At 65.4% G+C, this 20,336-nt stretch carries 19 protein-coding genes, 1 tRNA gene and 1 pseudogene; 6 read left to right on the top strand and 15 right to left on the bottom strand.

All coding sequences use genetic code 11. The features are described 5' to 3' along the window. Nucleotides 1-40: 40 nt before the first annotated feature. From GD606_RS06240 to miaB, 6 genes are all read right to left on the bottom strand, one after another. Nucleotides 41-117: transfer RNA gene (locus GD606_RS06240), tRNA-Pro, on the bottom strand. A gap of 335 nt (nt 118-452) precedes the next feature. Further along, complete coding sequence (locus GD606_RS06235) at nt 453-1,289, bottom strand: TPM domain-containing protein (protein WP_246299000.1); 837 nt, start codon at nt 1,287-1,289, stop codon at nt 453-455. A gap of 33 nt (nt 1,290-1,322) precedes the next feature. After that, the gene (locus GD606_RS06230) at nt 1,323-1,898 is read right to left on the bottom strand and encodes a LemA family protein (RefSeq protein WP_163304050.1); all 576 of its coding nucleotides are present in this window, start codon (nt 1,896-1,898) and stop codon (nt 1,323-1,325) included. Between the two features lie 512 nt (nt 1,899-2,410). Continuing rightward, nucleotides 2,411-3,064 (bottom strand): histidinol phosphate phosphatase domain-containing protein, encoded by a 654-nt coding sequence (locus GD606_RS06225; RefSeq protein WP_176629235.1) that lies wholly within the window; start codon nt 3,062-3,064, stop codon nt 2,411-2,413. Between the two features lie 9 nt (nt 3,065-3,073). Beyond that, complete coding sequence (locus GD606_RS06220) at nt 3,074-3,571, bottom strand: bifunctional nuclease family protein (protein ID WP_163304044.1); 498 nt, start codon at nt 3,569-3,571, stop codon at nt 3,074-3,076. Nucleotides 3,572-3,575: 4 nt separating this feature from the next. Continuing rightward, a complete protein-coding gene (gene miaB, locus GD606_RS06215; protein WP_163304045.1) occupies nt 3,576-4,904 on the bottom strand; it encodes a tRNA (N6-isopentenyl adenosine(37)-C2)-methylthiotransferase MiaB in 1,329 nt (442 codons plus the stop codon). 132 nt (nt 4,905-5,036) lie between these two features. Here miaB and dsdA point away from each other — a divergent pair, with 132 nt between their 5' ends. Beyond that, on the top strand, nt 5,037-6,350 hold the full coding sequence (dsdA, locus tag GD606_RS06210) for a D-serine ammonia-lyase (protein ID WP_246298998.1): 1,314 nt from the start codon (nt 5,037-5,039) through the stop codon (nt 6,348-6,350). A 13-nt stretch (nt 6,351-6,363) separates the two neighbouring features. Further along, nucleotides 6,364-6,723, top strand: coding sequence for a tRNA-binding protein (locus GD606_RS06205; protein WP_163303849.1), 360 nt, complete (start codon nt 6,364-6,366; stop codon nt 6,721-6,723). Here GD606_RS06205 and GD606_RS06200 read toward each other — a convergent pair. The 4 genes from GD606_RS06200 to GD606_RS06185 form a co-directional block, all read right to left on the bottom strand. Continuing rightward, the gene (locus GD606_RS06200) at nt 6,717-6,932 is read right to left on the bottom strand and encodes a type II toxin-antitoxin system HicA family toxin (RefSeq protein WP_163303850.1); all 216 of its coding nucleotides are present in this window, start codon (nt 6,930-6,932) and stop codon (nt 6,717-6,719) included. The genes GD606_RS06205 and GD606_RS06200 overlap by 7 nt on opposite strands. Then, nucleotides 6,929-7,135 (bottom strand): type II toxin-antitoxin system HicB family antitoxin, encoded by a 207-nt coding sequence (locus tag GD606_RS06195; protein ID WP_163303851.1) that lies wholly within the window; start codon nt 7,133-7,135, stop codon nt 6,929-6,931. Before GD606_RS06195 ends, GD606_RS06200 begins: the two co-directional genes overlap by 4 nt. A gap of 21 nt (nt 7,136-7,156) precedes the next feature. Then, entirely contained in the window at nt 7,157-7,723 is a 567-nt protein-coding gene (locus GD606_RS06190; protein WP_163303852.1) for an adenylyl-sulfate kinase, read from the bottom strand. A 168-nt stretch (nt 7,724-7,891) separates the two neighbouring features. Continuing rightward, the gene (locus GD606_RS06185; protein WP_163303853.1) at nt 7,892-9,007 is read right to left on the bottom strand and encodes a phosphotransferase family protein; all 1,116 of its coding nucleotides are present in this window, start codon (nt 9,005-9,007) and stop codon (nt 7,892-7,894) included. A 194-nt stretch (nt 9,008-9,201) separates the two neighbouring features. Here GD606_RS06185 and GD606_RS06180 point away from each other — a divergent pair, with 194 nt between their 5' ends. Further along, on the top strand, nt 9,202-10,368 hold the full coding sequence (locus GD606_RS06180; protein WP_163303854.1) for an acyltransferase family protein: 1,167 nt from the start codon (nt 9,202-9,204) through the stop codon (nt 10,366-10,368). A gap of 85 nt (nt 10,369-10,453) precedes the next feature. Here GD606_RS06180 and GD606_RS06175 read toward each other — a convergent pair whose 3' ends face one another. The 5 genes from GD606_RS06175 to GD606_RS06155 all read right to left on the bottom strand — a co-directional run bounded on the left by GD606_RS06175 (nt 10,454) and on the right by GD606_RS06155 (nt 16,209). After that, entirely contained in the window at nt 10,454-11,407 is a 954-nt protein-coding gene (locus GD606_RS06175) for an ABC transporter substrate-binding protein (protein WP_163303855.1), read from the bottom strand. Nucleotides 11,408-11,493: 86 nt separating this feature from the next. Then, nucleotides 11,494-12,708 carry a divergent polysaccharide deacetylase family protein gene (locus GD606_RS06170; protein ID WP_176629234.1) on the bottom strand — a complete coding sequence of 405 codons (1,215 nt, stop codon included), beginning with the start codon at nt 12,706-12,708 and terminating at the stop codon, nt 11,494-11,496. A 172-nt stretch (nt 12,709-12,880) separates the two neighbouring features. Then, on the bottom strand, nt 12,881-14,167 hold the full coding sequence (locus tag GD606_RS06165; RefSeq protein WP_163303810.1) for a S41 family peptidase: 1,287 nt from the start codon (nt 14,165-14,167) through the stop codon (nt 12,881-12,883). Between the two features lie 67 nt (nt 14,168-14,234). Beyond that, the gene (locus GD606_RS06160; RefSeq protein WP_163303809.1) at nt 14,235-15,422 is read right to left on the bottom strand and encodes a murein hydrolase activator EnvC family protein; all 1,188 of its coding nucleotides are present in this window, start codon (nt 15,420-15,422) and stop codon (nt 14,235-14,237) included. A gap of 136 nt (nt 15,423-15,558) precedes the next feature. Beyond that, complete coding sequence (locus tag GD606_RS06155; protein ID WP_163303808.1) at nt 15,559-16,209, bottom strand: endonuclease III domain-containing protein; 651 nt, start codon at nt 16,207-16,209, stop codon at nt 15,559-15,561. A gap of 269 nt (nt 16,210-16,478) precedes the next feature. Here GD606_RS06155 and cutA point away from each other — a divergent pair, with 269 nt between their 5' ends. From cutA to GD606_RS20855, 3 genes and pseudogenes are all read left to right on the top strand, one after another. After that, nucleotides 16,479-16,802 carry a divalent-cation tolerance protein CutA gene (gene cutA / locus GD606_RS06150; RefSeq protein ID WP_163303807.1) on the top strand — a complete coding sequence of 108 codons (324 nt, stop codon included), beginning with the start codon at nt 16,479-16,481 and terminating at the stop codon, nt 16,800-16,802. 29 nt (nt 16,803-16,831) lie between these two features. Beyond that, nucleotides 16,832-17,764, top strand: a complete 933-nt coding sequence (locus GD606_RS06145; RefSeq protein WP_163303806.1) for a carbohydrate kinase family protein — start codon at nt 16,832-16,834, stop codon at nt 17,762-17,764. A gap of 206 nt (nt 17,765-17,970) precedes the next feature. Then, nucleotides 17,971-20,286, top strand: a pseudogene (locus GD606_RS20855) (methyl-accepting chemotaxis protein); the annotation flags it as partial. Nucleotides 20,287-20,336: the final 50 nt, after the last annotated feature.

The raw sequence follows: 20,336 nt of genomic DNA, 5'->3' as shown, positions 1-20,336 counted from the left end.
AAAGGGGTTAAGCTTCTTCAGCTTAACCCCTTGAAATCTCTGGTCGGGATGAGAGGATTTGAACCTCCGACCCCCTGAACCCCATTCAGGTGCGCTCCCAGACTGCGCTACATCCCGACGAAGGGGCGTTATTAGACCCCAGGGCGGGCCATGTCAAGCGTCTGATCCTTTCTTTGCCATGGTGTTGCCATAACATGCCAATAAGTCATGATAAAATCCTGCCATGCCGCCCACGGCTGTGTCCCGATGTTGCGGCCGACAGGCGGCCTTGCCAGGCCTGTGGCCATGCTTGTGCCGATCCGTCCCTGGACGGCGTGGTGCGGATTCCCCCCAGAGACAAGACCAGAACGTGTCGGCGCGCCGGGGCCGCGAAAGCCGTCTTGACCCGCAGCACGCAAAAGCCCCCAGGCGCGTCAACGTCCGGGGGCCAGGGCGCGTGGCAGGCGCGCAGATCACCATTTGCCCGACGAGCCGCCGCCGCTGAACGAGCCGCCGCCGCCGGAAAATCCTCCGCCACCGCCGCCGCCGGAAAATCCTCCGCCGCCGCCCGTGCCGCCGCCACGGAAGATATACGGCGCGAGAATGCCCAAAACCACGCCCACCAAGGCCATCACGATGGTCATGGTGATTCCGGAGGCGACCACAAACGCTAAAATCCCCATCCCCACGCCGCCCAGTCCGGCCCGGATCAGGGCAGGCAGAAACCGCAGGATGGACATGAGCACCAGGCAGATCACGGCCCCGAATATCAAAGACGACGTTTCATCATCAAGCTCGGAAGAGCCGCCAGCGGAACCGTCGCCCGTGTATTCCCCGCGCACCGCCGCCATGATCTTTTCCACGCCTTGTTCCACACCCGCATTGAAATCGCCCTTCTTGAACTCCGGAACGATCACATGGTCGATGATCCGGCCGCTCAGGGCGTCCGTCAGGCTCCCTTCCAACCCCCGCCCGACCTCAATGCGCACCTCGCGGTCGCCCTTGGAGACCACCAAAAGCGCCCCGTTGTCCTTGCCCTTCTGGCCGATGCCCCATTTCTGGGCCGTCTTTATGGAGAAGCCCTCAATGGTGTCCCCCTCAAGGGACGGCACGGTCAGGACCACCACCTGGGTCGAGTCCGAGGCCTCGAAAGCCGCCAGGGCGCTCTCCAGACGCGTAACCGTGTCCGGGGACAATATCCCGGCCATGTCGTTGACCCGGCCCCGAAGCGGCGGCACATCCAGCGACCAGGCCGAACCGGCCGCCAGCACCATGCCCATCACCACAAGCAGGGCGGCGAGACGCGGCATACGTAGCGTGCCTTTCATGTCAGCCTCCGGCGCTTAGTTGAACTTCACCTTGGGGGGCGTGGCCGCCGCTTCCTCAGCCTTGAAGTATTCCTTCGGCGCCAGATGCAGCAGCAGGGAATTCGTCAACGAATTGGGAAAGGTCCGAATCGACGTGTTATACGCCTGCACGGCCTCGTTGAACCGTTCCCGGGCCACGTTGATGCGGTTCTCCGTGCCCTCCAGCTGATGCTGCAAGTCCAGAAAGTTCTGGTTCGCTTTCAGGTCCGGATAGTTTTCCACCACGGCCAAAAGCCGCGCCAGCGCCGACGACATCTCCGACTGGGCCTTGACGAAACTGTCCACCGCATGGGCGTCGGACAACGCGTCCACGGACAGTTTCATCTGCGTGGCCTTGGCCCGGGCGTCCACCACGGCCTGCAAGGTGTCCTTCTCATGGGTGGCGTAGCCCTTTACCGTCTCCACCAGATTCGGAATCAGATCCATGCGGCGCTGCAACGCCGACTGCACGTTGCCCCAGGCCGCGCCTACGGACTCGTCGTTTTTCTGCATCTCGTTGTAGCCGCAGCCCGATAACAACAAGATCGCTAAAAGACCTACCCAGAGTTTCATACGCGCTCCTTTTGGGGGGAGAGATGGGGAGTCGGGAGGGGAACCCCTTTTTGAAAAAAGGGGTTCCCCTCCCGAACCCTCCCCTCCCCAAAAACTTTCAATAGTGTTCGATGTGAGGAAGAAGGCACAGCCTTCTTTCCTTGTGATACCCAAAAAACTTTCAACGGTTTTTGTTGGTTGTAGAATGAAGGCTGAGCCTTCTTTCTGTCAGTCGCCAAAAAATCAACGGTTTATGTCTGTTATAGAAAGAATACATAGCCGGTTTTTTTGTTTCATCCCAAAAGTATCAATTTTTTCTGTTGTGAGAAAGGCGGCATGGCTTTCGCCATGTGTGCCCGGAAAACATTTTCATGCCTGTGATTTGCCCCGGGCCGTACGGCCCGGGGCAAATCACAGGCGGAAACATCGGTTTCCCGGCGCGAGACGCGAAGCTGATGCCGGGTCCAGGGGGCGCTGCCCCCTGGTGGTGGAGGGGTTCGGGGAGGAGGCGACGCCTCCTCCCCGCCTGCGTGCTACGCCCGGGGGGCGTTGGCGAGTATCCGTTGGGCGTTGTTGTCGGTTTGGGAATAGTCGTCGGGGGTAAGCCCGGCCCCCATGGCGATTTTTTTGCGCAGCTCCAGGGACACGAAGTCGCCGGGTTCGTGGGCGTCGTTGTTGATGACCAGTTTGGCGTTGTGGGCCTTGGCCAGGGCGGCGACGAGGCCGTTGGTGAGGCTGTGGCCTTTGCGGGTGGTGATCTCCAGGGCCACGTTGTTTTGGGTGGCCAGGGCGGCTTCCTGGGGGGTGAGGATGCCGGGGTGGGCCAGGATGTCGGCGCGGCCTTCGATGGCCGCCAGGTTGGTTCCTTTGAGGACGGGTTCGACGATGGTTTCGCCGTGGACCACGACGATTTGCGCGCCGAGTTGCCGGGCGGTGTGGATGAGGCCCGGGATAAGCGGCGGTGGCACATGGGTGATCTCCACGCCGGCCAGAACGTCGATGCCCAGGTAGGGTCCGGCCTCGCGCACGAAGCGCAGCAGGTTGTCCAGGATGAGCCGGATGTTGGAGTGATCGGCGTGGTCGGTGATGGCCACGGCGCGGTATCCGGCCTTGGCGGCGCGTCGGGCCAGTTCGGCGGGGATGAGGCAGCCGTCGCTGAACGTGGTGTGGGTATGCAGGTCGATCATGGTGTCCGGCTACATTTTGTATTTGGTTTCGTCGTTGGTGAATTTTTCGAGGATCTCCGTCCATTTGTCCGCATCTTCGGCCCCGAAGGCCACCACCGAGCCGGTGCTTTTCCCTTCGGCGGCCATCTGTTCGAAGACGCCGGGGGCCACCATGATGGGCACGTCGGCGCGCAGGGCCAGGGCGATGGCGTCGGAGGGGCGGCTGTCGATGCGTTTGCGTTCGTCGCGGACGTCCACTTCGATTTCGGCGTAGTAGGTGCCTTCGCTCAGCGAGGTGATCGAGACCGAGGCCACGCTGCCGCCCAGGTCATGGATGGTGTTGAGGAGCAGGTCATGGGTCATGGGCCTAGGCAGTTTGACCTCGTTTAAGGCCAGGGAGATGGCCATGGCCTCCATGGCTCCGATCCAGATGGGCAGAACGGTTTTTTCCTCGCGGTCCTTGAGGATGAGCACGGGAACCTGGGAGTCTTCGTCCAGGGCCAGGCCGAAAACTTTCATTGTAATCATGGCCTCATACCGCCTTTCCCCGGAGGGAGTGCTTTTTGGCTTCAAGGATGTCCACCGTGACGAATGTGCCGGTAGGATCGCCCGGGCCTGCATATTCGAAATCGACCACGCGGTTGCCCGGTTCACGTCCGCGCCAGGAGGGGCGGCCGGGTTTGGGCTTGCGGCTTGCGCCTTCCACCAACACCTCGGTGCGCGTGCCCACGCGGGCGGCCAGGGCCGCCGTGTGGAGGTCGTCCAGGAGAACCTGGAGCCGGGCCAGGCGCTCGGCCTTGATCTCCACGGGGATTTTGGGTGCAAAGCGGGTTGCCGCCACCCCCGGACGATCATTGTACATGAAGGAAAAGCCGCTTTCAAACCCCACCGTGCGGACCATGTCCATGGTCTGCTGAAAATCTTCCTCGGTTTCGCCCGGGAATCCCACGATGATATCCGTGGACAGGCTGATGTCCGGGCGGGCTTTTTTCAGGTCTTCGACCAGCCGGAGGTATCGGGCGGCGTCGTATTTACGGCCCATGCGCCGAAGCACCGCATCGGAGCCGGACTGCAGCGGCAGATGCAGGCTGGGACACAGGGCGGGCAGTTCGGCGAAGGCTGCGATGACCTCGGGGGACAGATCCTTGGGGTGGGAGGTGGTGAAACGCAGGCGGGCGATGCCCTCCACGGCGGCCACCCGGTGCAGGAGTGTGGCGAAGGAGACGCCGTCGCCCGAGGCGTCCAGGCCGTAGCTGTTGACGTTTTGCCCGAGCAGGGTGATCTCGCGCGCCCCCCGGGCGGCCAGTTCGCGGCATTCGGCCACAACGTCGGCGCTTTGGCGGGATTTCTGCCGCCCCCGGACGAAGGGCACGATACAGTAGGCGCAGAAGTTGTCGCAGCCCTGCATGATGGTGACGAAGGCCTGGGCCGGGACGGTTTCTTCGGGCCAGGCCGCCTGGCGTTCGGGGTAGGTGTCGGTGAAGTCGAGAAGCGAGATGCGCAGGCCCGGTTCCGTGATCAGGCGCAGGATGGCCTGGGGCGCGGCGGCCAGGCCGTCGGCGCCGAAGACCAGACGCACCAGGGGGAAGCGTTGCCAGAGCTTTGTGCCGATCTGCTGGGCCACGCAGCCGCCCACGGCGATGAACAGATCGGGCTTTTCGAGGGCGTATTCGGCCAGTCGGCCGAGGATGCTGTAGACTTTGAGTTCGGGTTTTTCCCGGACGCTGCAGGTATTGACGACAAAGATGTCGGCCTCGTTTTCCGGGGCAGGGGTAAGGCCCTGGGCCACGAGGGAGCGGCTGAGCCAGTCGGAGTCGCCGACGTTCATCTGGCAGCCGAAGGTGATGACGTGGAATTTCATGGTAGGTGAGTATACTGCCTGTTTGGCCGGGGGTAAAGGCGCGGGCAGGGTTTGACCGGGCGCGGGGGGAGGGGGTAGAGGGGGAGCTTGGTCCGGATTCACCGCAATGCCGGTCGGTTGGGAGAAAAGGATATGGAACGCGACATGGAGAAACGGCTGCGCCAGGCCCGCCCCTTTTTCTGGGAGAATCCCGCCCGGCGGCCTGTGGCCGCCTGCGGGGAAGTCCTTGCGGTCCATGCCCCGGGCGTGGCGGCGGCCCGGGAGCGGTTTACGCGCTTTGCGCCCCTTCTGGCCGATCTTTTTCCTGAACTTCGCGCCGTTGGCGGTGTCATCGCCTCCCAGCTCCTCCCCATCCCCGGCCTGGCGGACGTGTGGCGCGACCCGGAGGGGAATGCGGCCTTTTCGCCGGAGCGCCTTTTTCTCAAGGGCGACCATGACCTGCCCGTGGCCGGATCGGTCAAGGCCCGGGGCGGCGTGCATGCGGTCCTGTGCGTGGCCGAGCGGCTGGCCCTGGCCCAGGGGCTTGTTTCGTCGCCGCAGGACGACTACCGGCGGCTGGCCGAGGCGAAGGCCAGGACGTTTTTCGCCGGGCATCGGTTGAGCGTGGGCAGCACGGGCAACCTGGGCCTGTCCATCGGCGTCATGGGCCGGGCTCTGGGGCTTGGCGTGGACGTGCATATGTCCCGGGAGGCCCGGGAATGGAAAAAGAAGCGGCTGCGGGACGTGGGGGCGCGGGTGGTGGAGCACGCCAGCGACTATTCGGCGGCCTGTGCCGTGGCCCGGGCCGAGGCGCAGGGCCGCGACGACCTGCATTTCATCGACGACGAGAACTCTTTGGATCTTTTCTACGGCTATGCCGTGGCCGCCGGGGAACTGGCGGCGCAGCTTACGGCGGCGGGACTGTCGCCGTCTCCCGAGCGCCCGGTGAGCCTGTATCTGCCCTGCGGGGTGGGCGGCGCGCCCGGCGGAATTGCGCTTGGGGCGAGGCTTTTGTGGGGCGACGCGGCCGTGATCTCTTTTGTCGAGCCCGTTCAGGCTCCATGTTTTCTCTATGGTCTGGCCAGCGGCCGCCACGAGGCGGCCAGTGTGGCCGAGCTTGGCCTGACGCTTGCCACCGAGGCCGACGGGTTGGCCGTGGGGAGACCGTCGCGCTTCGTGGGGCGGCTCATGGAACCCTTGCTGGACGCCTGTGTGACGGTGGCCGACGCCGGTCTATTGCGCCATCTGGCGGCGTTGTACGCGGCGCACGGCATCGAGGTGGAACCTTCGGCGGCGGCGGGACTGGCCGGGATGGAGGTCGTGTGCGGCGACCCGGACGGCTGGCGGTTTGTGCGCGACCGTAAGGCGGCCTCGGGCGTGCTGGTGGCCTGGGCCACGGGCGGGCGGCTGGTTCCGGAGGCGGAGCATGCCGCGTTTCGGACGAAGGCGGCCGGGCTGGCCGGATAAAGGGAGAGCCGGGATGCAGGAGGAGGCAAAGGAGGCGGCCGGGCCGCTTTCCTACGACGAATTTTTACGGGTGGACATGCGGGTGGGGCGCATCCTGACCGCCGAGCCGCTGCCAAAGGCCAGGATTCCGGCCTACAAACTGACGGTCGATCTGGGGCCGTTGGGTGTGAAATCGAGCAGCGCCCGGATCACCGCCCTGTATTCGGCCGAGGAACTGCCGGGGAGGCGGGTGGTGGCGGTGGTGAACTTTCCGCCCAGGCGCATCGCGGGGTTTGTGTCCGAGGTGCTGGTCATGGGCGTGGATGATGCCGAGGGCCGGGTGGCGCTCCTTGCGCCTGATGGCGACGTGCCGCTGGGGTCGCGGGTCTATTGAAGGTCGTTTGGAGAAAGGCCGGTCTTTTTGGCTATCCGGGCCACCATGCGGGGGCCGATTTCTTCGGTGTCATGGAAGGCAAAGACGACATCCGGCCAGCCGTCGCGTTGCAGCGTCCGGTGCGAACCGCTGCGGCGCTTTTCGCTCCAGCCAAGCCGCAGCAGCGCGGCGAGCAGTCTGGCGGATTTGATGGACGGCCACTGGCTCATGCGGCGGCGAAGGAAATGGTGTCGGTATTGGGAACATGTTCACCATGTTCCAGCTGTTCGGCTATGACCCGCAAAGCCAGGGCCTTGACCCTGGCAATGGCCTCGGTCTGCGTCGGCCCATAGGCCATGACGCCGGGAAGCTCCGTGATCTCCGCCAGCCACCGGCCATCCGTCTCTTGTTCGTATTCCATGGTCAATTGCATGGCTGCCCCCGTGCCTCGACCTTATAGCCACCCGTCCAGAAACCGCAACACCGCGTCCCGGGCCTGATCGACGCTCAAAGTGGCCGCGTCCACCACGCATTCGGCGGCCGGGTCGTCCTCGAAGGGCACGTCCACCCCGACGACCTCCCCCAGCCCCGGAACCTCTTCCCCCGTGGCCTTGCGGGCCAGGGCCTTGGCGTACAGACCGGCCATGACCAGCCCTTCGGGCCGGGACGCCTCCCGGGCCATGGCCACCGAAACCGGACAGGACACGAACACCTCGGCAAACCGGGGGATCAACGCCCGGGCCCTGTCGCGCCACCGCTTGCGGTTGCCCGTGGCGTCCATGATCACCACCCGGCCCTCGCGCACCAGCCCGGCCGCGTCCCCGGCAAACATCAGGTAGGCCGACTCACGCTCGTCTTCGGTATAGGCCGGGACGGGAAAATAGACCTTGCGCCGGACATCCATGGACAAAAGCGTCACCGGCCTCCCGGCCGTTTCCAGGGCCTTGGCCACGGCCCTGGCCACGCTGCTTTTGCCCGACCCCGGAAGTCCCGTGAACCATATCGCCGCACCGGTGTTCATAGTCGTGTCGAGTCCTCGCACGCGCAGCCACGTGCCGCAAAGGGTTGCAATGAAGCCTCAGACGGCCAAGGGGCGGAGCCCCTAAGAATCCCTTTACAGGCGCCCGGCGGCGTCGTTTTTCCGGGAGGCGCCCTCCGGGTGAGTCGGCGAGCCCGCTCCCCGGGGGGATTATGCCATGTATTTGTTGATGTTTTGGCAGTCGAAACGGTCATCCTCGAGCACGTTTTCCAAAAACCGCAGAAGCCCCTGGCGCACGGGCAGGGGGTGGTTGGGATACCACTGGGGCGAGGCGATCACCAGCCCCCGGAACACGAAAAAGGGGGCGATGACCGAAAGCATTTCGTCGTCGCCGCTGGCGCGCAGATAGGTCTCGAAAAAGGCCATGTACATCCTCTCGAAATCCCCGGCCAGGCGCGGCTTCTCATAGAGCCCGAACAGCAGGTAGTTGATGGCCAGGGTGGCCACGTCGTCGGCTGCGTCGCCCCATTCCCCCCGGCTGCGGTCCAGCACGGCGAAGTCGCGGTTTTCCCCCTCGCCGCTGACCAGGATGTTCCAGGGGTGGAAGTCGCCATGCACCTCGGTCAGCCGGTGGGTGTACCCCCGAAGCTTCCAGCGCCAGTCGATGATGCGCTTTTCCAGGGCCACGAAGCGTTCGGGCGGGAAGTGCTCATAGGGGTGCGGGTAGGCGTCCACCAGACCGAAGATGCATTCCGAGGCCCCGATAAGGTTGCGGATGCGGCGTAGATAGAGGTCCGGATCGTCTTTTTTACGGGCATGCACCCCGGCCAGGAACCGGGCGAAGCGCCGGGCCATCTCCAGGTCGTCCGGCCGGAAGCCTCCTTTGCGGATGCGCTCCAGGTCCAGATAATAGTCGTAGCCCGGGGCCTTCTCGCTGACGATGAAAAATTCCTTGGGCCGGGTGACCGGGGCCATGGCGTCATCCTCATCGAAATAGCCCAGTCCCAGGGAACGGACATGTTTTTCCATGCGGCCCGAGGCCTCGTGCTGGAACATGAGGATGGCCGCCCGGTCCCAGTAGAACTGGTGCCCGTATTTGTCCCCACGCATGATGGACAAGACCGCGCTTTTGCGGACGCCCCCCACGGTGAATTCGATGCATACGGGTTTGCCGTAGCCGAACTCCTTCATGCCCTGTTCGCCCGGCGCGGCGATGTCGCACAGGCCGATAAGGTGCGCGTCGTCGCCGAAGGCCCGGCGCAGATAGTCCTCAACCCTGTCCGCCCGGATGACGATGGGCGTTTTTTCCTCGGTTCCGGTGCGCATGGCCGTCTCCTTTGGGGACACGGTAACCCCCAAGGCCCATGCCGGGCAAGTGCGGAGCAAGGCGCGCCGCAACCGGCCCCGGCGCGCGGGGTCATGCCGGGGAAACGCGTCCGAAACACAATCTGCATGACTTTTGTATGAAATGCTGTTAGGGCGAGGCTCCAATAATGTATAGCCCCGGGAATTTTCACTTTATGAGCAAGCGCATCCCACAGATCGAGTTCCTGCGCGTTGTGGCCATGGTGGGGGTCTTTTTCTTTCACATCTGGTCCGTGATCCCCGAGGCCGGGACAGACAATCCCCTGGGGCCGCTTTTCGGGGACATCCTGGCCCAGGGCTACCTCGGGGTGGTCATCTTCAACACCATCACCGGCTTCGTCCTGACGCTGCCCCTGGCGGCCCGGGGCGGGGTGCTCGACCTGTCCTACGCGGCGTTTTTCCGCCGCCGCTTCGGACGCATCTGCCCGCAGTATTACATGGCCCTGGCCCTGTGGAGCGCCGTGGCCCTGTTTACCGCCACGGCGGCCGGGCCGTCGCTTGGGCGCTGCATTTTCGAACATGCCGCATTCGTCCACACCCTGGACCCGGCCTGCTTCTACGGCATTGTCCCGGCCCTGTGGTGGATGGGGCTGGTGGCCCAGTTCTACCTGCTGTATCCGCTGCTGCTGCGGCTGTTCGTCAGGCTTGGGCCCGGGTGGGCGCTTGGCGGCGTCGTGGTCGGCTGCTTCGGGGTGTGGGGGCTTTTGGAGGCCCTTTCCGGATGGTTCCCGGACGGCCCGTTCGGGCTTTTGTCCTACATGATCTATTTCAACCTTCCGGCCCGGCTGCCGGAATTCGCCATGGGCATGTTCCTGGCCTTCCGCTGGACGGCGCGCCAGGCCGCAGAGCAGGCCGCAGAGCAGGCCCAGGCCGATCTGGACGAGCCGGAGGCCTCGGGTTTCCCTCGTCCGGCATCCCTAGCCCTGGCCGGGACGGCGGTCATGTCCGTGGCCCTGACCGTGGCGGTCAAGGACGGACTGCCTGCCCCCGCTGCCCACTTCCTGGTGTGCCTATGCACGCTGACCGTAAGCGGGATGCTTTTTACCCTGCCCATCACCGCCCGCCTGGGGGAGAACCGGATGGTGGCCCGCCTGGCGGCGGCCTCCTACAGTTTCTACCTGATCCATCAGCCCCTTTTGGGGTATGCGGCCGAAATGCTCCATGGGCGCATGTCGCCCCTGGCGGCCTTTGGGGTGTCGGCCGTGGTGGTGGGGGGGCTGGCCCTGGCCGGGGCGCAGCTCATGGACCGGGCGGCGTCCGCCTTATTCTCCCGGGGCGCGGCCCAAAAGGCGGCCCAAAAGGCGGCCCAAAAGGCGGTATGAAAAAGGCGGCGGACCCGGATGCCGTTCCGGATATCGCCGCCTGAAGCGCCTGGGGCCGCGCGAGGTCGTCCCCTTTTTCAAAAAGCTATTCGATGATCTTGTCGGCCTTTTTCAGGACGGATTCGGGCAGGGTCACGCCCATGTCGGCGGCGGCTTTCTTGTTCACCACCACCTCCAGATCCTGCAACTGCTCAACGGGCATGGCGGCGGGCTTTTTTCCGCCCACCAGGATGCGTTTGGCCATGACCGCCGTCTGTTCGCCCATGCGGCCATAGTCGATGGCCACGGCGGCGATGGTGCCGCGCGGCACGGAATCATTGTCCGAACTGAAAAGCGGCAGTTTGCTCTCCGTGCAGATCTTGATGGCCGACTCCAGGGCCGAGACCACGGTGTTGTCCAGGGGGATGTAGATCGCGTCGCACTTGCCCACCAGGCTTTTGGCCGCCTGGAAGACACCGCTGGAATTGGTCACGGTGGCCTCTACGGTGTCGATGCCGCGTTTTTTGGCCTCGGCCTTGAGCAGTTCAAGCTGGCTGACGGAGTTGGCCTCCCCGGCGTTGTAGATGACGCCCAGGGTATGTAAGTCCGGCTTGATCTCGCGCATCAGTTCGAGCTGCCGGTCCACGGGGCTCATGTCCGTCATGCCGGTGACGTTGCCGCCCGGGGCGTCAAGGGAGGCCACAAGGCCTGCGCCCACAGGGTCGGAGACGGCAGAGAACAGCACGGGAATGTCCTTGATCTTCTGGGCTGCGGCCTGGGCCGAGGGGGTGGCGATGGCCATGACCAGATCGGGTTTCTCCCCGAGCATCTGGCTGGCGATCTGCACGTTGACCGCCGGGTTTCCCTGGGCGATATGCACGTTCACCGTGGCCTCCACGCCATTTTTCTTAAGTCCTTCGACAAAACCGTTGCGCACGGCGTCCAGGGCCGGATGCTCCACGATCTGGCTGATGGACACCACATACGGCGCGGCCAGGGCCGGGACGGCGGCCAGGGTCAGGATAAAGGCCCACAGACAGGCGATTCCCGGGCGTTTCATGACGGTATTCCTCCTGGGTGAGGGTAACGGGAAGTGGGCATGTTTTTCATCATGGCAGGCAAGGATAAATCATCCGCTGGGCCGGATCAATCCGAACCGGAGGCGGCGGTGCGCAGGCGTTCCGGAGACATGTCCCCGGCCCGGACCATGGTCAGGCGCTTGTCACGGCTGGCGGCGAAGGCCCGCAGGGCCTCCAGGGTCTCGGGATAGGGATGGCCGATGGCCAGGGCCTGCCCGGTCTTGAGGGCCAGGGCCTCGGTGGTTTTGAGCTGGCGCAGGATGGTCCGGACGTCCCGGGTGTTGTCCAGAAAGACGTAGCGGCGGCGGTATTCGCTGCCGGTTTTGGCCGCTGCGGCCGGGACGCCGCTTTTGTGGGTGGTCAGGCTGTCCAGGAAAAAGAGATTTTTTTCGGCCAGGTGCTCCAGGACCACGGCCATGCCCGCCGTGTCCTCGGTGAAGCGCGAGCCCATGTGGTTGTTGACCCCCGAGGCGTTGGGGGTCTGGGCCAGGTTTTCGTCCAGGGCGGCCTGGATGCGTTCCGGGGACATGCCCACGGTGAGCGCCCCCCGGCCGGGATTGACCCCGGGATAGCCTTGCGGCTGCATGGGCTGGTGCAGGAGAACCTGGGCCCCGTGCCGGGCGGCCAGGGCGTCCACGTCGGAGGAATGGGGCCGGAAGGGCAGGATGGCCATGGTCACGGGGAAATCGAGCTTGAGAAGTTCCTTGGCGAACGTCACGCTGTCGCCCAGGTCGTCGATGACCACGGCCATTCGCGGCGCGTCCGGCGACGGGGCGGGCGTCTCGGGGGAGGGAGCGGCCGGGGCGGGCGTCTGGCGCGGATCGGCCGGGACCACCACCGCGCCGCGATATTCCCGGACCACCTCCATCTCGGGCGTCAGTTCCCGCTTCCCGGTGAAATGCTCCTCGTAGGCCATGGCCGGTTCTTTGGAGAGGGCCGGGCCGGAAGCCGATCCGTCGGCCGGGGCCGGAGAGGGGGCGTCCGCAGGTTCGGCCGGAAGCGGCCGGACGGCGGGGGCGTCTTTCCCGGGTTTTTCTTTGCGCTCCGGGGCGGCCTTGGCCGCCGGTCGGTCGGCGTGGGACCGCTCCAGGATCAATCGTCCGTCCGGGGTGCGGCTTTGCGAACCGAACAGCAGGAGGCCCACCACGACCAGGGTGACGCCCAGGGTGATCCCGGCCGCAAAGAGAAGGACACCGGGTTGGGAGAGCTTTTTTTGCAGCGTCGGCCACCAGGCGGCCTTTTTCTTGGTGCGGGACGTTTTTTTCTTTTTGGGTGCGGCCATATCGTGCGGGAGCGGTCGCAGGCAGGCCCGGCCGCCGGGGGTTTGGGCCCGAAGGCCGGGGTGGGGTCCGTGGTCAGGGGGCCATGGGCGTGGCCCAAAATGGCCGGGCCGTGGCCGAGTCGCCGCCGCCCGTTCCCCTGGCGGGGAGCGGACGGCGGCCCGGGGACGCGCGTTACTTGACGAGGGCCTGGATGGGCACGGTCTTGACCAGTTCCAGGGCCAGCTTGAGCTGGTTGTCCCGTTCCAGTTGCTCTTTGACTTTTTGCTTGGGATCGTCGCTGTCGGACTTGGCGTCCTTGCGGTTTTCCAGGTGCCGGGTGAGGTCTTTCTCCCGGAACTGGTGCATGCCGTTGGTCAAGTCCTTCTCGGACGCGACGTCCTGCAGGGGCACCTTGAAGTCCGGCTCGATGCCCTCGGCCTGGATGGAGCGGCCGTTGGGCGTATAATAGAGGGCCGTAGTCAGTTTGATGCCCGAGCCGTCGGACAGGGGGATGACCGTCTGCACGGACCCCTTGCCGAAGGTCTTCTCGCCGATGAGCAGGGCCCGTTTGTGATCCTGCAACGCCCCGGCCACGATCTCCGAGGCCGACGCCGAGCCGGCGTTGATGAGCACCACCGTGGGCGCGGCGACCTCGCCGGATTCGCCCCGGGCCTCGAAGTCCTTGCGCTGGTCGTTGTTTTTGCCCTTGATGGACACGATTTTTCCCGAGGGCAAAAACATGTCCGAGACGCTCACGGCCTGTTCCAAAAGGCCGCCGGGGTTGTTGCGCAGGTCGAGGATGACCCCTTTGAGCGGCGTGCCGCCCTTGCCGTAGTCCTTCAGGGCGTCTTTGAGCTCGCTGGTGGTGTTTTCGTTGAAGCGGCTGACGCGCAGCAAAAGGTAGCCGGGCTCAAGCTCGGTCTTTTTGACGCTGATGATGGGGATGGTGTCGCGGACGACGCGCACCTTGAGGGGCTTTTGGGCGTCCTTGTGCAGGATGGTCAGGCTGACGGCCTTGCCCTTGGGGCCGCGTATCTTCTGCACGGCGTCCACCAGGGTCATGTCCTGGGTGGGCTGGTCGTCGATCTCCAGGATGATGTCCCCGGCCTTGATCCCGGCTTTGTCGGCAGGGGTGTCGTCGATGGGGGAGATGACCGTGAGGCGGCCGTTTTCCAGGCTGATCTCGATGCCGATGCCCCCGAACTCGCCCGAGGTGCTGACCTGCATCTCTTTGAATTCCTCTTTGGAGAGGAAACTCGAATGGGGGTCGAGCTGCTGCAGCATGCCCACGATGGCCCCGTCGATGAGTTCGCTTCGGGTGACGCTTTTGACGTAATGGTTTTCCACCAGATCCATGACCTGGCTGAACCTTTTCAGCGGCGCAAAACGATCTTCCTCGGTTGCCGCAGCCAGGACGGAAGCGGCCTGGCAGATGACCAGGATGGTCGCAAAAGCGCACAGGGAATGCCGGAAACGCATAGAAGCCTCCAGGGGCCTGGCGAAACCTGTCCCGTAGCAAGGGACGATATGTTCGGATTCACGCGCGTCAATCACGGACGGCCAGCCACTCCACGGGGTTAATGGCTTTCTCGTGAAAACGCAATTCAAAATAAAGTCCCGGGCCGCCCGCCGGCGGATAGAACCCGGCATGGCCGACGTGATCGGCGCCGGTCACGTCCTGTCCCATGGAGACGGTGATGTCGGCCAGATAGGCGTACACCGTGAAATGTCCGTCGCCGTGGGAGACAATAACCACCTTGCCCATGCCGCGCAACAGATCGGTAAAGACCACCTTGCCGGCGGACACGGCGCGCACCGGGGCGTCCTTGGCGCAGGAAAAGCCCATGCCCCGCCGGGGCGGATCGGCCCCGGGGTCGAAGGTGGAGATGGGCGTGCCGGGAACGGGCCAGGCCATGGTTCCCCGGACTACGGGCACGGGGGCGGCCTTGGCGGCGGACATGCGGGCGTCGAGGTCGACGATGGTGCGCAGGATTTCCTTGAGCTGCTCTTCCTCGCTGACGATGCGTCGGCGGACGTTGCGCAACTGTTTGGAAAATTCGAGCTGCTCGGCCAAAAGGGCGTCCTTGCTCTTTTCGGCCTCGGCCCTGGCCGCCGCCAGCCGGGTTCGGGCGGTTTCCTGGGCGGCCATGTTGGCGGCCAGCCGGGCGGACTGCTCGCGATAGGCGGCGTAGGACTGCCCGGCCGCGCCGTAGAGTTCGGCCAGCCAGGTGAAGCGGCGGTCGGCCTCCTCCCAGGAGGACAGCCCGGCGGCCTTGGATTCGATGTTGTGCAGATGCACCGGCCACAGCGCGGCCAGAAGCTCGGACATGTGCGACCGGGCGGCGGCAAGCTGCCGGGTGAGGGCGGCGTGTTCCGCCGACAGCCGGGCCTCTTCGACCATGACCTCGCGTACCAGCCGCTCCTTCTCCGCAAGCTGGCCCGAGAGCGCCCCCACCTTGGCCTCGAGCCCGGCCAGCCCGGCCCCCAGCCGACGTTCCTCGGCCGTGAGCTGCTCCATGGCCTTGCGGCGCGCGCTGGCCGTCTCCTTGTGCCTGGCGATCTCCGTTTCCAACTCGGCCTCGGGGCTGGCGTCGGCGGCGCCGGGCTGGGCTCCTGCCGGATGCCCGCACAAAAAGACGCAGGCCGCCAAAAAAAACGCCAGGGCCGCCCGGCGCAGGCCTGTCCGGCGGCCGGGGCATGGCGCGGCCGGGGTGTCGGGATGGGGCTTGGCCATGAGCGGTCGTCTCGCGGGGGGCAGCCTGGGAACGGTGTCCGGGCGTTCTTCGGAACAACGGCCCGGGGTCGATGCACTGTCCGGATGCGTCATACGGATGCAGCCTGGATGCGGGGGGATGCCGCCTGGGTGCGGGTCATGGGACAAAGCGCGCCAAAGGGCACGGTTCACACCGGCCCGTGGCCTTTTTGCACCAGGATTTGCCGGTGCGCACGATCAGGGCGTGGTATTCGTTGAAGAGCCTCGGGTCGGGGTCCAGGACATCCATGAAGAATTCGCGCATCTCGTCGTACGTCGCCTCCTCGGGGAGCAGGCCGTGCCGGGTGAGCAGGCGGCGGGTGTAGGCGTCCACCACGAAGGTCGGATAGTCCAGGGCGTAGAGCAGGATGCTGTCGGCGGTTTCAGGGCCGATGCCGCGCACGGCCAGGAATTTTTCCCGCATGGCCGGAAGGTCGCGACCGGCCAGGGCCGTGATGTCGAACCCGCACTCGGCCTTGAGAAATCCCAGGAGGTTTTTCAAACGCCCGGCCTTGAGCCGGAAATAGCCCGAGGGCCGGATGAGTTCGGCCAGACGGGCCTCGGGCAGATCGTACATGGCCTTGGGGGCAAAGAGTCCGGCGGACTTGAGGTTGGCGATGGCCTGTTCCACGTTGGTCCAGGAGGCGTTTTGGGTGAGGATGGCCCCGATGGCCACCTCGAAGGGGGTCTCTCCGGGCCACCAGCGGCTGGGGCCCAGGGTGTCCAGCATGGCCTGGAACATGTTCATGAGCAGGCTTTGACGGTTCATGGCGGATGGTCGCACTGTGAGAGGGTTGCAGGGTTGGGTCGGCCGTGGCCGCCGGGTGCGCCGCAATGGCCGCATCCCGGAAGGGAGGCGGTCCGGACGTTCGGGGAAGCTTTGGGGGCAATGGCGGCGTCTGTCAAGGGAAAGAGGGCGTCGGAACCGCTCCCAGGCGTACCGGCTAGGTTGCGTTGCAATGCCTCCGGCTGCAGCCCGTGTTGCCTTGTTCGGCGCGCCAGGATAGGATGCCGCCTGAAAAAAACAAGGAGGCCGCCATGTCCGCCGCCCTGGCCTACATCACCTGCGAAAGCCTGGAGCAGGCCCGGATGATCGGCCGGACAGTGGTGGCCGAACGTCTGGCCGCCTGCGTGAACATCCTGCCGGGCATGGTTTCCATGTATTGGTGGCAGGGGAAGATCGAAGAGGCCGCCGAGGTGGTGCTTGTGGCCAAGACCCGCATGAGCCTGGCCGACGCCCTGACCAGCCGCGTGGCGGCCCTGCATTCCTATGACGTGCCCTGTGTGGTGGTGTTGCCCATTTTGCGCGGCAATCCCGATTTTTTGCGGTGGATCGAATCCGAGACCCAACCGCCATCCTGAATCCTTCTTACGTGAAAGGAGCCCGCTGCATGCGCATTCTCGTTTCCGGTTCCCTGGCCTACGACCGGATCATGACCTTCCCCGGCAAGTTTTCCGACCACATCCTGCCCGACAAGATCCACATCATAAACGTCTGCTTCCTGGTCAACGGGCTGACCGAAAAATTCGGCGGCACGGCCGGGAACATCGCCTATTCCCTGAAGCTTCTGGGGCAGGAGCCGGTCATCCTGGCCACGGCCGGGAAGGACTTCGCCGGATACCGCCAGTGGCTGGAAAAATGCGGGATGACCTTCGAGGGCGTCCGCCAGGTCGACGAGGAATTCACGGCCGGGGCCTACATCACCACGGATCAGTCCGACAACCAGATCACGGGATTCAACCCCGGAGCGATGAAGTTCCCCTGCGGCTACGATGTGGACGGCCTGGGCGCGGCGGACGCGCTGGCCATCGTGGCCCCGGGCAACCTGGACGACATGCAGGACTATCCCCGGCGCTACAAGGCCCGCGGCATCCGGTTCGTGCTCGATCCCGGGCAGAACATCACGGCTTTTTCCGGTGAGGCGCTCACGGAAATGCTCACCGGGGCCACCTTTCTCATTTCCAACGACTATGAGCTGGAGCTGATCGTTAACGCCACCGGCCTGACCCTGGCCGACATCCTGTCCCGGGTGGGCACGCTGATCACCACTCTGGGCGAAAAGGGCTCGGCCATCCGCCAGGGCGGCACGGAACTGGCCATTCCCCCGGCCAGGGCCACGGCGGTCAAGGATCCCACCGGCGCGGGCGACGCCTTCCGGGCCGGGCTGCTCATGGGCCTTGCCGCCGGGCTGCCCCTGGAAAAGGCGGGGCGGCTTGGCTCGGTGAGCGCGGTCTACGCCGTGGAGCACCACGGCACCCAGGAACACGCCTACACCAGGCAGGAATTTTTGGCCCGCTACGAAGAGAACTTCGGACCCCTGTAAGCGTTTTGCCGCGACGCCCGGAGACGGCTCCCCGGGCGTCGCGACGGACTTTTTTTCATCCTGCGCGCCCGTGTGGGCCATTCTTCCCCCTGTCGCACAATCGTCATCACTTCTTCACAAGAGCCCCCCGGGGGGCTGGTAGGAACGTGCTTCCTCCTGGACGCCCTTTTCCCGCGTCATGCCTTTTCGCCTCAAGGGAGTATCGCATGTCTCTGAAAACAAAGATGATCGCCTTTTGTCTCTTAGTCGGTATCGTTCCGGTGACGGTCATGGGGCTTTTCGCCGTGAACCGGGCGGCACAAAGCCTGTCGGCGTTGGCCTTCGGCCGGGTGGAGGCCGTGCGCGACGCCAAAAAGGCGGCCGTGGAGGCCATGGCCGGGAAATGGCTGGCCGACGTGCGCATCTACGCCGGGGTCAAGGAAATCTACCACGCCGTGGCCATGGGCCGTGACGCCTTCATGGGGGTCAAGCCCGGGGTGCGGGCCGACGTGACCGACCCGGCCTATCTGGACACCCGCAACTTCGTCATCGCCTCCTTCAAGCCTTTTGTGGATATCCTGGGCTACGAGGACGCCCTGGTGGTGGACGACTACGGTCGGGTGTTGTTTTCCGTGGCCAATGGCTCCGAGGTGGGCGAGGACATCAAAAACGGATCGCTCAAGGATTCCGGGCTGGGGCGGGCCTTTGACAAGGCCCTGGCCGGGGAGGCCGTGTTTGCCGATTTCGCGCCGTATGCCCCCCTAGGCGGGGAACCGGCGGCATTTGTGGCCGCGCCTATCCGCGACCATGTAGGCAAGGTGGAGGCCGTGGGCGTGCTGCGCGTTCCCCGGGCGCAACTGGCCGGGATCATGGCCCTGCGCACGGGCATGGGAGAGACCGGGGAAAGCTATCTGGTGGGCGGGGAGGGCCTCATGCGTTCGGATTCCTTCCGGGCCCCGGACACCCATTCCTTGCGCGCTTCTTTTGCGGCGCCCCAGACGGGAAGGGTGGAGACCCCTGCCGCGAAAAAGGCCCTTTCCGGCGAAAACGGCACGGCCTTGACCGAGGATTTCCGGGGCGTGCCGGTTTTGTCCGGTTTCGCGCCGGTTACCCTTGGGGACGTGACCTGGGCGCTTTTGGCCGAGACCGACGAGGAAGAGGCCCTGGCCGCCGCCGACGAACTGGGACTGGCGGCCATGGGGCTTGGCGCGGCCACCATCGTGGCCGTGCTTGCGGCCACGATGTATTTTTTGCGCCGGGAGCTGTTATCCCCCTTTGCGGCCATCCGGGCCTATCTGCGCCAAAGCGCCGAAGGGGATCTGTCCGCCGAGCTGCCCGGCCGTTTCAAGGCCGAGATGGCCGAGATCAAGGGCGGCCTCCTGGAGATGACCGGGGAGCTCAAGGTCAAGCTGGGGTTCGCCGAAAGCGTGCTCAAAGCCATGACCGTACCCTGCCTGGTGGCCAATTCCAAAAACCGGCTGACCTTCGTCAACGCCCCCCTGCTCGACCTTTTCCAGGAATCCGGCGACCCTGTCGGCCAGCACGGCCGCGATGTGGAGGAATTCCTGACGGGGCTTGGCGACGGCGGGGCCATGGCCCTGGGCTGCCTGTCCTGCCGGGAGGGCAACGCGGCGGTGTGCGGCCTGGAAACGGCCGGCCGGGGACGCACGGGCCGACCATTCCACGTCCGACTCGATGCCGCGCCGCTTTTTGACTTAGACGACAATCGTATCGGGCTGTTCGTGCTCTTTACCGACTTAACGGACATCACGGCCCAGGCCGAACGGGTGCGGGCGCAGCACGCCCTGGTGTCGGCCATGGCCGCCCGGGCCGACCGCATCGCCAAGGGCGTGTCCGCCGAAGCCCGTGATCTGGCGGGCTTGGTGGAAACGGCCGCAGGCGGCGCCGCCACCCAGACCCGTCGGCTCACGGATGTCTCGGGGCTTGGGGAATCGGCCCAGGCCACCCTGGACACGGCCGCCACCCAGGCCACCGAGGCCGCCCGGCGCGCCGAAGGGGCCATGGACACGGCCCGAAACGGGGCCACGGACATGACCCGTTCCATGGAGGCCATGGCCCGCATCGCCGCTCTGACCGCAGCGCTGCGCGAGGACATGGGCGAACTCGGGGTTGCGGCCGGGGCCATCGGGCATGTGGTGGAGGTCATTTCCGACATCGCCGACCAGACCAATCTCCTGGCCCTGAATGCCGCCATCGAGGCCGCCCGGGCCGGAGACGCCGGGCGCGGCTTCGCCGTGGTGGCCGACGAGGTCCGCAAGCTGGCCGAAAAGACCATGGCCGCCACCCGTGAGGTGGGGTCGAGCGTCCGAGCCATCCAGGATTCTGCAGAGCGCAATGTCGCCGGGGCCCGGCAGGCGGCGGATTCCGTGGACGAGGCCCGGGAGCTGGTGAGCCGGTCGGGTGAGGTGTTTTCGGTGATCGTCGATTCGTCGCGGGAGACGGCCACGCGGATTACGGGTGTTGCCGCGTCCCTGGCGGATCAGGCCGTGATCCACGAGGACATCCTGCGGGCCGTGGCCGAGGTGGAGGATGTGGCCCGGCAGACCGCCGGGGGCATGAGCGGTGCGGCCGG

It is taken from the genome of Desulfolutivibrio sulfodismutans DSM 3696 (genome assembly GCF_013376455.1).
In the GTDB taxonomy this organism is placed as follows: domain Bacteria; phylum Desulfobacterota; class Desulfovibrionia; order Desulfovibrionales; family Desulfovibrionaceae; genus Desulfolutivibrio; species Desulfolutivibrio sulfodismutans.
Note: the sequence above shows the minus strand (reverse complement) of the source record. Positions and strands in the feature narration are given on the sequence as shown.